The organism is Paenibacillus lautus, assembly GCF_050482385.1.
In the GTDB taxonomy this organism is placed as follows: domain Bacteria; phylum Bacillota; class Bacilli; order Paenibacillales; family Paenibacillaceae; genus Paenibacillus_AQ; species Paenibacillus_AQ lautus_B.
In genome coordinates, this window is sequence record NZ_JBCNHV010000021.1 from 73,815 (window position 1) to 86,249 (window position 12,435).

Consider the following 12,435-nt stretch of genomic DNA (forward strand, 5'->3'; position numbering starts at 1 on the left):
TATTCCTTTCCGGTTCTTAATTTAACTCTCCTCGTCAGGAACTGCTGTAGGCGTGAATATCAGATTGTAGCTTTGACTGCCCAGCGTGATCCGCTCATTCTGGAATTCATCCACCAGGGTCAAGTTAAACCAACCGCCTCGAAGTTTTTTGTATTGCTCATCCGACAGCTCGATCGACATCGACCGGGTGCCTGGGACCTGGATATCGGTTCCTGGCGTGAGCGTGCGCTCCTGTGTCTGCCCGAGGTTGTCCTTGATGATTAAAATCAGCTTGTGGCCGGAGTCCGCCGCAATGATGCTCTCGCTGCGTTTCACATCAATCGTGATATTCAGCGGAATGGAAGAGCTGCCTTCTTGCAGATGTCCTACCGCTTTCGTAACCGAAACGTGGTAAGGATACCAATCAAGGTTTGTCAGTCCAGAGCTTATGGCAGGTCTGATCGGATTCAGCATCAATTTTTTCATACCCATGACACCGGTAGCATCTTTACCCGTTTCAGCAAGCTTGCCTCCAGTCATCGCCGTACCCAGAGCAAGCCCCAGTTCGCTTGCAGCCCCCTTCGGCACTCTGGCCCAAAAGACGATCGACTGCTTGGACCCCGGCTGAAGCGAGGCTTCAGGCTGAATGGTTTCCGCTTCATAGATCTTTCCATCCGCGCTTTGGAAATACCCCTTCAGCACCGCTGCTTGAACGCGGCGCTGTTCATTGCTGGTCAGCAAGAACTCAGAATAGACAATATCGGAGTCCACACCTTCATAGATGACCGTCCGCCGTTCCTGCGCCTCTGCGCGCTTACCAATCGCGGTAACGGTATACGGCTTCCCTTTCTCCAAAGTGCTGATCGACTGCGTCATGCCGGACGTGGTCATGGTTAGGAACGACGTTTTGGCCGTATCCTGCTGCGTAAACAGCTCGAAGCGAAGAGAACGGATATCCTTGGTATACGGGATCCGCGCCATGACATATACCTCGGTTGATGACCCCGGGGAAATCAGGGAACCCTGCTCCTCCGCAATAACCTCCGAACCAGCCAGACTTGTTTTTTCGTCCGCTGTGACATTCACTTTAAGCTCAGGCAGCGGCAGCGATTTGGATTCCTGCGTATTCCGCAGACGCAGCTTCGCAACGATTAGATCCTGATCCTGCCATGGCAGGCGCTGGATGGATTCCAGCGTGTACGCAAATCCTTTGGCCGTCTGCGCGTCGTACTCCACACCGATAGATGATTTGCGTTCCGTTTGATAAGGGATGGCAAAGTATGCAATCGGCAGGGTCAATGACTCCTGGACCTCGGTGGTCGGCTCACCGGCCGGTTCACCCGAGCTCGCCGGCGGTTTAGATGAGCTGGCTGGTCCAGATGTCCCGATCATTTGCAGCTTCAATCGGTCCTGCTTGAGATCTAGAGGGAGCGTTATTTCCATCACCATCGTTTTCTCTTCCCCGGGACGCAGCGTCAAACCCGCTTTGTTATCCGGAGTGTAAGGATGGAAGGAGCCTTCGGATGCTTTAATCGCAAATTCGTAGGCCGGAACCTCCACCGATTTTTTTCCTTTATTCTTGAAGGCCATCTCGATATTCCATATGCCCTGCCCCCCTGAGGCACGCAGCGAAGCTTGGCGGATTCTGGCATCGACCGGAATCCCCTTGATGGTCAACTTCTTGGCCGCGCCCGCCGCAACATCCCACTTTGGAGCTGTTGCTGCAGGCAGCTTGAAGGATGCGACCGGCAATGACAGCTTCAGCGTTTCATCGTTTTCGGTCCACAAGAAATGCAAACCGGTCGTTTTAAGATAAGAGGGAACTTCTGTTATGTAATAAACCAGTTTCTTCTCTTTCGGCTGAACAGGCACACCCTCAGCTCCTGCCTCATGACGCAGGAGGAACGAACTGCCGCTTGCTGTCGCCAAATACGGTTCGAACCCCCGATCATTCCATACCTTTCCACCATGGTTCGTCATATACATCCCGACTTTGGCGATGACTTTGCCGTCATACTTGATGATCTCCAGAGATTCAGCCTGTACGGTAACCGGAGTGCCGCCCAGATTCAGCTTGGAGCTCGAACCAGATGGTACGGCTGCTGTATAATTGGCGGGCATTCTGTACGTTCCGACGCGCTGCAGGTAGCCTTTGACTTGCGGATTCCATACGTCCATCACCAGCTTGATGCCGGACAAGGAGCTGCTCTCAGTCTTCGCATAGTAGGTTACACTCAGGCTTTGCCCAGGCTCTACCTTCTTCTTGGTCAAATCCTTGGATATGGGATTGGCCGCCGTCACGGAACCGCCGGGAAGCACCACCTTGGGAAAATAAGATACCAGGCGCGCTGCACTTTTCCCCCCGTTTTTATAAGTCAGTGTAAATACCGCCACATTCGTGCCGGTTTGCTGCCATACGTCGGCATGGTCAAGCTTTGCCGTGACGTTGTTCCCAAGCTGCACGCTCCAGGCCAGCGCTGCACCCTTCTGTGCAGTCGACTTCGTGATTTGCGATGGCTGGGTCTTAGTTGCCGCAGCTTCCACTTGCGGTGCCGCAGCCAGAATGGCAGCCATCAGAATGGCAGTCACTCTGAGTTTTGTACTATTCATGTTATGTACCGACTCCTTTCTACCTCGACATATCCCTTCTATATCGACGTTTCGATCATAGATTTGTTCAAGACTATATATATAACGACAAATTTCACAGAAAAGTTTTCCATTAATTTTCGATGTCACAACTTTCCTTCATGCAATAAATCAGCCCTCTTGGACTTTTCAAACATAAAAGTTGATTTAATCACCCAAAACGGTTTAATATATGTATGTAGCCGGAATACATATACGTCTCCGGGATGATAAAGACTTCCTGATGAAGGAAGACCCTTTCATCATAACCAAAAACTAAATTTACAGGAGGTTTTTACTATGGCATTTCAATTACCAGCACTTCCTTACGCAAACGACGCGCTCGAGCCTCATATCGACGCACAAACGATGGAGATCCACCATGATCGCCACCATAATACCTACGTAACCAACTTGAACGCTGCTCTTGAGAACGCTCCTGAGCTTCAAGGCAAATCCCTTGAGGATTTGATCGCTAACCTTGACGCTGTACCGGAAAGCATCCGCACAGCGGTTCGCAACAACGGCGGCGGCCATGCTAACCACTCCCTGTTCTGGGAAGTTATCGGACCAAACGGCGGCGGACAACCGACTGGCGCATTGGCTGATGCCATCAACAGCGAGCTGGGCGGCTTCGATAAATTCAAAGAAGATTTCGCAAAAGCGGCTACAACCCGTTTCGGCAGCGGCTGGGCTTGGCTCGTTGTTAAAGACGGCAAACTGGCAGTAACCAGCACACCGAACCAAGACAGCCCGATCATGGAAGGTCAAACCCCTCTCCTCGGCCTGGACGTTTGGGAGCATGCTTACTACCTGAAATATCAAAACAAACGCCCTGATTACATCTCCGCATTCTGGAATGTAGTGAACTGGGACGAAGTCGGCAAACGTTACGATAACGCGAAATAATATCGCTTAACTAAAAACCGATATCATACCAAAAAAGGCTGCTTTCAGCTGTAGACCCTGTCTACTGCGAAAGCAGCCTTTTTCTATATCTATATCATGCTGTTACGTGTTATTTACCGCTGCTGAAGGGCCAGACTCATAATACCGGACCTTGGATGGTGCATAGATGACCACCAGCAGAATGACCGAGATCAGGACGGCTGCACCTGCACCGATCAGGCATATAGCCTGCAGCGGCCAGACATCGGCCGCAAAACCGAGAAGTGTTAAGAGAATCTGTAGCATCCCTTCCAACAAGCGGGTCACACTCGTAAAGCGCCCACGGCTTTAAGATGAGAAATACGCGTTTAGAATCCGAATGAACACATTCGGAAATGCGTAGCGTTCCATGTCATGAACGTGAATCCAGCGAAAGTTCTCTTCGCCTGTCTCATAAGCCGCTGCACTTTCTGCTGCTTGCAGGGCTACCGGCGGCACATCCTGCCACTTACAGCGGTACACGCCCATATTCCATTGAATATGGCTAAAGGTATGCTCGGCGTCCATCACATGGCCGATCGGCAGAACCGGAACCCCTTCTTCCAGTAGGGCATCCCTCAAGCGGCTCATCGCCGTCTCCTCGGTCATCACGGCCGGTACGCCGCTCCCTTCGGACGATACGATCACATGCGGCAGCTCCCACATCCCAGCCAATAAACCGGTGGATGGACGCTTACGGATTAGAATCTTCCCTTCGTGCACGCCAGTGCCCTCTACAATGGCCGTAAGGCGGTATTCAGGACGCGGCGGCTTGGCCTTCGTCTTAATAGGAAGGGACTCCTCTTTGCCCTCAAATCGCGCTGTACAATGCTCCATCACCGGGCATACCAGACATTTGGGGGACTTCGGCGTACAGATCAACGCTCCCAGTTCCATCAACGCCTGGGTGAAATCCGATGCTCGCCCATCCGGAACCAGCGTCAGCACCAGCTCCTCCATCTTGGTCCGGGTTTTCACCTTCATAATATCTTCTTCAATCAAAAAATAGCGGGACAGCACACGCATGACGTTACCGTCCACTGCTGCGGCAGGAATATTGAATGCAATGCTGCGAATGGCACCCGAGGTATATGGACCAATGCCCTTAAGTCCCGACACTTCATCTTTGCCGCTCGGCATAACGCCCCCATACTGCTCTGTCACCTGCCTTGCGGCAGCCTGAAGGTTGCGTGCCCGGGAATAATAGCCAAGGCCCTCCCAGCACTTCAACACATCGTCCTCCGGCGCATCCGCAAGCGACTGAATCGTTGGAAACCGCTCGATAAACCGGTGGAAATATGGGATTACCGTGTCCACCCGGGTCTGCTGCAGCATAATTTCAGATACCCATATATAATAGGGATCACGATGCCGGCGCCATGGCAAATCTCTTTTGTTGATCTCATACCAATCCAGCAGCTCGTGGCTGAAGTATTGTTTCTGTTCCGTATTATGCATCTATAAGTAATCTCCTTCGTCATCCTTACTTTATCTTCTCAACCACGGCGAAAGCGGAAGCCAGCGTGGCCTGATGCGAAATCGTCAAATGAATCGCATAATGAGCGGACTCCTCCATTCCGAGGCGATCCCAGGCTTCCTGGGATAAACGGGTCTCAGGCCTGCCAAGTGCACCCGGCAGCACTTCAATGTCACGGAACCCGATTATACCTCCGATTCCGGAGCCAAAGGCTTTGGATATCGCCTCTTTGGCAGCAAAGCGCCCGGCAACAAACTCCGTCCGATTCGCCCCCTTACCGGCGGCAATGACCTGCTCACCCTGCGTAAGCACGCGCTTCATGAATCTTTCTCCATGCGGGCCTGTCATCAACATCTCCATTCGCTTCATGTCCAGCACATCATGTCCGATTCCGTAGATCACAACCGTCCGCTCTCCTTCATGGATCCAGTCTTCCTGTCCCAAAAATATATTCCTACTTATTGTATCAGTCGATGTACATCAACGCGAGACCAACGGTGTTACAACAACATGAATTAAATAAATTTGTTGTATTTCAAATTTCATCCATATAGACTGTACAAAATAACATGATGAAAGGGGGAATCATATTATGGGCTCATTGATTTATCACGTGGCCGTTTCGCTTGACTATTTTATCGCCGATCAAGCCATGATGGATGGAAGGATCGACCGCACTCTCTTTTTATTCGATGGGGAGCATGTTCCGGACTTCTTGGCTGAAATTCAGGAGTTTGAGGCTGTGCTGATGGGCGGTAAAACGTATGAGTTTGGATTTAAGATGGGGGCTAAGCCGGGTGAGCCTGGTTACAAAGGACTCAAGCATTATATATTCTCACGGTCATTAGAATTCGAATCCAATGATGAAGTTGAATTAGTCAAGGAGGATGCCATCCCGTACATCCATAATCTTAAACAACAGACAGACGGCAAGCTGTGGCTGTGTGGCGGCGGGGAATTGGCAGGAAGCCTGCTTCAGCATCAACTGATCGATCAGCTTGTATTAAAGGTGAACCCGGTAATGGTTGGTGACGGCGTTCCGTTGTTCGGCAGTGTCAAGCCGCGGCTAAGGCTCGAACTGGTCGATATGAAGCAATATGCCAACGGCGTTCTCAAACCGACCTACAACATCATGTATACCTAGTGCCTCGATAAATAAATAGCCTTCCGGAGGGTATTCCTCCAGAAGGCTATTTGCCTGGATATTCGTATGTTAGATGCCTGGAATCGTATTGCGCTTGTGCGCGGTTTTGACGTAATAACTCTCGAGTTTCTGCTGAACATCAGGATCGATCGTCTTGCCTTCCAGATAATCGCTGTTATCCTCGTAGCTGATTCCGAGCTCTTTCTCGTCTGTCTGACCTTCCCAAAGTCCGGCAGAAGGGGCCTTGTCCAGAATCGATTTCGGAACCCCTAAATAGGATGCAAGCATACGAACCTGGCGCTTGTTCAGGGAACTCAGCGGCGTAATGTCCACTGCTCCATCGCCCCACTTGGTATAGAAGCCGGTAATCGCCTCGGAAGCATGATCCGTACCGACAACGATCAAATTCTGTTCGAATGCCAGCGCATACTGTACCACCATACGTACTCTGGCCTTCACATTGCCTTTACCGGGAATACTCATATGCTTATGGACACCGATATTTTTCAGGCCATGCTCAACCTCCAAAGCAATTTCGTTCACCGTTTCCTCGATATTCGTCTCGACGGTATGTTTCAAATCGAAGGCCTTCGCTGTCGCGTAGCTGTCGGAAATATCAGCCTGCTCGCCGTATGGCTGGAACACCCCGAGTGTCTTGTATTCCTTGCCATTCTCCTCCGTGAGCTCATCGGTGGCCCGCTTGCACAGACCGGCAGCCACGGCCGAATCAATCCCGCCGCTAATGGCGATCAGCAGTCCGGAAGTGCCCGAGTTCTTTACATAGGTTTTGAGAAAATCAACGCGCTTGCGTACCTCTTCCTCCACATTAATGGTAGGTTTGACACCCAGCTCTGCGATAATTTGTTCTTGTAGGCTCATGATATATGACTCCTTTCAGTATGTTCTCTCTATCTGAAGTACTTCCTTCCTAAAACAAAAGCCCCGCGGCTTCGGAATATGCCGAATGCTTCGGGGCCTATGTAACTGCCGATTACTGGCAGTAGCGATTGAATGCGTCGGTCAGATCCGCCGCGATTTCTTCTGCAGAACGATTCTCCACTTGATGACGCTCAATAAAGTGCACCAATTCCCCGTCCTTCAACAGAGCAATCGATGGGGAGGATGGAGGATACGGAGCAAAATACTCACGTGCTTTAGCCGTTGCTTCCTTATCCTGTCCGGCGAAAACGGTAAACAATTGGTCCGGCTTCACCTGGTTCTCAAGCGCTATGGCTACACCAGGACGCGCTTGCCCTGCTGCGCAGCCGCATACGGAGTTTACAACGACCAGCGTTGTCCCTTTCGCTGTAGGAAGAACCTCCTCCACCTCTTCAGGTGTTGTCAGCTCCTTGATTCCCAAGCTGGTCAGCTCATCCCGCATCGGTTGAACCATATCGCGCATATATCGGTCAAAAGACATACCCATAACTCTTCACTCCTTATATAAACAAGATTATTCGAATTATAACAGCTCATCGATATCTATATTATACAATCCTAAAGAGTGAAAGCAAGAAAATACAAAACGAGCAGCATCACAAAATAGGATACCGCCCGTTTTTCATTGTTCCATTGGTTGAACTAGGTAGCAGGATAGTTTACCCCATCTTTTTTCTTGTCAACGATGGGCTCTCCACGGCGATCTTTGTTTTCACGCTCCTGCTGCTCCTGTTGCTTGGAATCATTTTTACTCATCCGTATCCCTCCTTTACCCTAAGCTCTGGCTTATGATGCCTAATTACCAGTCTGTTTATTCGGAAGCGGCAGCGCTCTGGGATTCCGTCAAGCCTTGCGGGTACGAGTGAAGAGGAAGAGAAATAATGAAAACTGTTCCCTCGCCAAGCTTCGACTTCACATCAATGGTTCCATGATGACGCTGTACAATGCTCATGCACAGGGCGAGTCCAAGCCCCGTTCCCTTGCTCTTCGTCGTAAAGAATGGTTCAAACAAACGCTCCAGCTCATTCTCCGAGATGCCGATTCCGGTATCCGCAACGTACAGCTGCGCCCGATCTCCTACCATCCGAGTTTCAATTGTCAACGTTCCCTTATCGTTCATAGCCTCCATCCCGTTTCGGCATAAATTCAGAATCAGCTGTTTCATTTCCTTGGTATTCAGGTACAGATGGGGAATTTCGGTTCCGAGTTTCAGCTCAATGCTCTGTCCGCGCAAATTCGCATCGGCCCACAAGAGCGGATTGAGCTCATGGATAATGTCATGAAGGTGACACTCTTCTTTTTCTGCCACCCGGTTTTGGGCGAGGGATAAAAAATCGCTGATGATACCGTTGGCCCGATCAAGCTCCTCCATGACGATCCGGTAATAATGGTCCAGCGTATCCGGACTCTTCTCCTGCATCAGCTGTAAAAATCCGCGCACGACAGCCATCGGATTGCGAATCTCATGGGTAATGCTTGCCGCCATTTGGCCAACCAAACTTAAACGCTCTACATTCATAAATTCCGTGCGAAGCCTCTCCAGCTCCGTAATGTCTTCCATAATGCCTACCGCACCCAAGATGTTCCCGTTCCCATGATGTATAAGCGGATAGATTCCGGTGGAATACACCCGGGTAGCACTTCGCATAATCTCGCCGGTGCTTTCGATTCCATCTATGGCTCTCTGAAACCGGCTGCGCAGATGCTCCTTTTGAATCATGCCGTCCAATAAGTCGAATAATGGTCTGCCGATGACATCCTTGGTCGTCAGATTAGGAAAGACGTTTCGAAAGCTGCGGATAAGTGGTTGATTAAAGGCAATGATATTGCCGCTTCGATCCACCGCAACCATTCCTAAAGGAATCATCTCCATCATTTTTGTTAAAGATGACCACTCTTTGACCTTCACATCGTATTGACCTGCGCCTAGGCGCTCACATGTTAATTCGATCCAGTACACAATCATTCCAGAATAAAAAATACCGATCAGCATATACAGAATGGTTACCAGAATTGTATCCGGATTCAGAGCATCCTGGTTAACCTTTCCTTCAATCGCGTGGGAGGCTACAATAATCAGCATGGCCGGAATAAGTGCGCTCCACAGCCAACAAATCTTTTCGGTCATGGAGCCTTTCTTGAAATTGGAGGTAATCCAGGGTAATAGCGAGTACCCTAGAACCAGCATATACAGAATGAGGCCGATCGTGGACCAGCCGTTCATCAGCCCATAGCTTGTGATATATATAGCTGCAAGACATAGACCTGAACGCCGACTTCCATATAATATGCCTAAAAATAACGGGATTACGCCAAGATGGATCGGAACGTAATAATCGTTCATAGCCGAGATCAAGACGCATAATACAGTACTGATTCCGCATGCAATGACAATATGTTGGCGAAATCGAAGCAGATCATCCGGATTCTTCTTGTTCAGGCACTTTAGATGTCTGTCGAGGAGAAGCGGCAGATGAAAGATGAGTGTACCAGACAGCAAAACTTGCAGCAAAATATCTTTCCATAGGCTCAGCACAGCGATCGATCACCTCAATTGGACAACGCATCTAATATTTCTGATTAAAGCATAGGCGACATCATATTACAATATCTTGTAATTTCTCATTCGAAGCCTGGGGAAACTCCATCCTATGTCCTATTCATGAGGTTTGGGATAATTCGCAAATATCCTATATAATAAGATTTATCTATTAATTGATATACCCCCAAAGGAGCTATGAGCAAACATGCTTGATTATGATATTATTGTCGTCGGCGGCGGACCTTCCGGATTGATGTCCTGCGTTGCTGCTGGGGAAAGAGGAGCTTCCGTTCTGCTGATCGACAAAGGAGATAAACTAGGCCGTAAACTTGGCATATCGGGCGGCGGAAGATGCAATGTGACGAATGCCAAAGATCAGGATGAATTGATTGCCAACATCCCGGGAAATGGCCGTTTTTTATATAGTGCTTTTCAGCATTGGAACAACAAGGATATCATGTCTTTTTTCGAGGGGCTTGGCATTCGCCTCAAAGAAGAGGACAATGGGCGCATGTTTCCTGTGACGGATAAAGCCTCAAGCGTTGTGAATGCCTTGATTGGCAAAGTGAAGGAGCTCGGTACCGATATCCGGACAAACAGTCCGGTGAAGAGCGTTCTCTATGAGAACGGCCGAACGGCCGGGGTCGAGCTGAAATCCGGGGAAGTGATCAAGTCTTCCTGCGTGATTATTGCAACGGGCGGACAATCCGTGCCTCAAACCGGTTCCACGGGGGACGGCTATCCATGGGCTGAGGCGGCAGGACATACCATCACGGAGCTATATCCAACTGAAGTGCCTATCGTCTCAACCGAGCCTTTTATTGCCTCTAAAGAGCTGCAGGGCTTGTCACTGCGGGATGTGGAGTTGTCCGTCTGGAATCCGAAAGGGAAAAAAGTAATTGCCCACCGGGGAGATATGCTGTTCACCCATTTCGGGGTGTCCGGACCAATCGCGCTGCGCTGCAGTCAGTTCATCCGCCAGGTACAGCGGAAGTTTGATATCGTGAATGTGGACATGGGCATCGACATGTTCCCCGACCGCTCCCAAGCGGAGCTTGAGGCCGAGCTCAAAGGGCGACTGGAGGATGAGCCAAGAAAGAGCATCAAAAATGTGCTTAAGGGCATGCTCCCGGAACGAATGATCCCCCTGCTGCTATCCAAGTCGTCCATCGACAGCGACATGATCTGCAGCGGTATCTCCAAAACAGCGCTGACCACTTTTGCCTCCATTCTCAAAAAGTTCACGTTCCGCGCTTCGGGCACCCGTTCGCTGAAGGAGGCCTTCGTGACAGGCGGCGGCGTTAGCCTCAAGGAAGTGCAACCCAAAAGCATGGAATCCAAGCTGATGCCCGGGCTCTTCTTCTGCGGTGAAATTCTGGATATTCATGGATACACCGGCGGTTACAATATTACGGCCGCCTTTGCAACCGGTTATACGGCAGGCAAGCATGCAGCCGAAGCCGCAGTGATAAACAAATAATGAATAAAAAGCGCGCTGTATGCCCCATCCATTGGAGCATTCCAGCGCGCTTTTATTATTCTTCCGGGTGTCTCTCCTCCTTGTAGACCGGCCAAGACATGAGCGATGGTGCGACCATAACAGCCAGCACAGTCAATACAAGCGCAGCGAGCCATCCCATTCCCCCTTGTAAAAGCGTTAGCCCTGTCATGAGCGAATAAAGAAAGGCGGGAAGAGCAAGTAAGGTTCGGACCGCGAGAACACCAGCCGAACGATGCTGCTGATTCGTAAATGGGAGCACCGTCATAAATTCGGCTTTGGCGAACAACGCCCACCTTGTATTCAGCCAATACGACATCATCAATACCAGAGCAAGATATACGATGATTTTGATGATCGGCGGGGGCAGCCAGACGGCCAGGATGCCGACAAGCGTAATCTGAATATATAATAACAAGCTCTCAGAGTGGCGCAAAATCGCCTTTAACCCCGCATCGGCAAGCCTTTTCTCCGCCGTACCTTTGAACAATCGGCCGGACTTGCGCATAAACCAGGTTTTACTTCGTACGCTGGGAGGTTTACCGACAGCTTGAATGAGCAGCTTCTCCGTCAACTGGATCCTTGTCTTCGCATCCTCACGCGCATCTGCGATGAAGGTCCCTTGCATAGCAAGACGCTTGCGGCTAAGGAGAAACAGGACCAAGAGCAGAATCAAGGAAGCTGCCCACAGTACAACATAGGACTCTAGCCAAAATGTAACCAGCAGCGCCAGCAGTCCGAATGAGAGCCAGCGTACGATATAAGTCAGCACATGTTTCCGCCAGCCTTTATAGCTGGAGCGAATCATAGCGGTTAATAGGTTCGCGCACCAGGCGCATACAGCCGTAATCATCAGCAAGGTCACCAGGACAATACCGGTTATCCCATGTTCCCTGACCAGGATTGGCAGCGCAAGCACTGTAACGACCAATCCCTTGATTGCTGAGACCGTATGGCTGTATACCATGCCTCTGATCATTAAGCCCTTCATCCATTCCCCCTGCTGCCGAAGAAACAACACGTCAGCCTCTTCCAGGAACAGCAGCACTCTGCCGGAGAACATAAGGAGCAGGATGCCTACCACCGCCTGCAGCGGGAAGAACTGTGCCCATCCGGGAAGCGGGCTCGTCCATAACTCGCGGTAGAGCCCGCCTCCCAGCAGCAGACCCGGAACAATGATGTACAGCATCACGATCCAGTCGACCACGGTTGCCAGATTGTCGCGTTGATTCTTCCAATGAGCAGTTACCCTGCGCCAAAAGAGGGCGCCCGGATGGCTAAAATGAGAGGATCGATCCATA

11 protein-coding genes are annotated in these 12,435 nt (G+C 50.4%); 3 read left to right on the plus strand and 8 right to left on the minus strand.

The features are described from left to right. Nucleotides 1–21 precede the first annotated feature (21 nt). Entirely contained in the window at nucleotides 22–2,589 is a 2,568-nt protein-coding gene (locus ABEW73_RS24690; protein WP_430173169.1) for a hypothetical protein, read from the minus strand. 318 nt (nucleotides 2,590–2,907) lie between these two features. Here ABEW73_RS24690 and ABEW73_RS24695 point away from each other — a divergent pair, with 318 nt between their 5' ends. Beyond that, complete coding sequence (locus tag ABEW73_RS24695; RefSeq protein ID WP_430173167.1) at nucleotides 2,908–3,516, plus strand: superoxide dismutase; 609 nt, start codon at nucleotides 2,908–2,910, stop codon at nucleotides 3,514–3,516. A 102-nt stretch (nucleotides 3,517–3,618) separates the two neighbouring features. Here ABEW73_RS24695 and ABEW73_RS24700 read toward each other — a convergent pair whose 3' ends face one another. The 3 genes from ABEW73_RS24700 to acpS are packed head-to-tail and all read right to left on the minus strand — an operon-like array spanning nucleotide 3,619 to nucleotide 5,413. Continuing rightward, a complete protein-coding gene (locus ABEW73_RS24700; RefSeq protein ID WP_430173165.1) occupies nucleotides 3,619–3,822 on the minus strand; it encodes a hypothetical protein in 204 nt (67 codons plus the stop codon). A gap of 21 nt (nucleotides 3,823–3,843) precedes the next feature. Further along, entirely contained in the window at nucleotides 3,844–4,992 is a 1,149-nt protein-coding gene (gene mutY, locus ABEW73_RS24705; RefSeq protein WP_430173163.1) for an A/G-specific adenine glycosylase, read from the minus strand. A 25-nt stretch (nucleotides 4,993–5,017) separates the two neighbouring features. Then, nucleotides 5,018–5,413 carry a holo-ACP synthase gene (gene acpS, locus ABEW73_RS24710; RefSeq protein WP_430173259.1) on the minus strand — a complete coding sequence of 132 codons (396 nt, stop codon included), beginning with the start codon at nucleotides 5,411–5,413 and terminating at the stop codon, nucleotides 5,018–5,020. A gap of 190 nt (nucleotides 5,414–5,603) precedes the next feature. Here acpS and ABEW73_RS24715 point away from each other — a divergent pair, with 190 nt between their 5' ends. After that, on the plus strand, nucleotides 5,604–6,155 hold the full coding sequence (locus tag ABEW73_RS24715) for a dihydrofolate reductase family protein (protein ID WP_430173161.1): 552 nt from the start codon (nucleotides 5,604–5,606) through the stop codon (nucleotides 6,153–6,155). A gap of 69 nt (nucleotides 6,156–6,224) precedes the next feature. On the opposite strand, the gene nadE is transcribed toward ABEW73_RS24715, so the two are convergent. From nadE to ABEW73_RS24730, 3 genes are all read right to left on the minus strand, one after another. After that, nucleotides 6,225–7,034: an ammonia-dependent NAD(+) synthetase gene (gene nadE / locus ABEW73_RS24720; RefSeq protein ID WP_430173159.1), complete on the minus strand. Its 810-nt coding sequence runs from the start codon at nucleotides 7,032–7,034 to the stop codon at nucleotides 6,225–6,227. A gap of 112 nt (nucleotides 7,035–7,146) precedes the next feature. After that, a complete protein-coding gene (locus ABEW73_RS24725) occupies nucleotides 7,147–7,581 on the minus strand; it encodes a BrxA/BrxB family bacilliredoxin (protein ID WP_076325917.1) in 435 nt (144 codons plus the stop codon). 324 nt (nucleotides 7,582–7,905) lie between these two features. Beyond that, nucleotides 7,906–9,630, minus strand: coding sequence for a two-component system sensor histidine kinase NtrB (locus ABEW73_RS24730; protein ID WP_430173157.1), 1,725 nt, complete (start codon nucleotides 9,628–9,630; stop codon nucleotides 7,906–7,908). 211 nt (nucleotides 9,631–9,841) lie between these two features. On the opposite strand from ABEW73_RS24730, the gene ABEW73_RS24735 reads away from it, so the two are divergent. After that, nucleotides 9,842–11,116: an NAD(P)/FAD-dependent oxidoreductase gene (locus ABEW73_RS24735; RefSeq protein WP_430173155.1), complete on the plus strand. Its 1,275-nt coding sequence runs from the start codon at nucleotides 9,842–9,844 to the stop codon at nucleotides 11,114–11,116. 55 nt (nucleotides 11,117–11,171) lie between these two features. Here the strand turns inward: ABEW73_RS24735 and ABEW73_RS24740 are convergent, their stop codons facing one another. Next, nucleotides 11,172–12,434: an ABC transporter permease gene (locus tag ABEW73_RS24740; RefSeq protein WP_430173153.1), complete on the minus strand. Its 1,263-nt coding sequence runs from the start codon at nucleotides 12,432–12,434 to the stop codon at nucleotides 11,172–11,174. Nucleotide 12,435 lies beyond the last annotated feature (1 nt).

Coding starts and splice junctions, on each gene's coding strand:
- ABEW73_RS24715 (WP_430173161.1), top strand. CDS start 5,604: ATGGGCTCATTGATTTATCACGTGGCCGTTTCGCTTGACTATTTTATC.
- ABEW73_RS24725 (WP_076325917.1), bottom strand. CDS start 7,581: ATGGGTATGTCTTTTGACCGATATATGCGCGATATGGTTCAACCGATG.
- ABEW73_RS24690 (WP_430173169.1), bottom strand. CDS start 2,589: ATGAATAGTACAAAACTCAGAGTGACTGCCATTCTGATGGCTGCCATT.
- ABEW73_RS24735 (WP_430173155.1), top strand. CDS start 9,842: ATGCTTGATTATGATATTATTGTCGTCGGCGGCGGACCTTCCGGATTG.
- ABEW73_RS24740 (WP_430173153.1), bottom strand. CDS start 12,434: ATGGATCGATCCTCTCATTTTAGCCATCCGGGCGCCCTCTTTTGGCGC.
- nadE (WP_430173159.1), bottom strand. CDS start 7,034: ATGAGCCTACAAGAACAAATTATCGCAGAGCTGGGTGTCAAACCTACC.
- mutY (WP_430173163.1), bottom strand. CDS start 4,992: ATGCATAATACGGAACAGAAACAATACTTCAGCCACGAGCTGCTGGAT.
- ABEW73_RS24695 (WP_430173167.1), top strand. CDS start 2,908: ATGGCATTTCAATTACCAGCACTTCCTTACGCAAACGACGCGCTCGAG.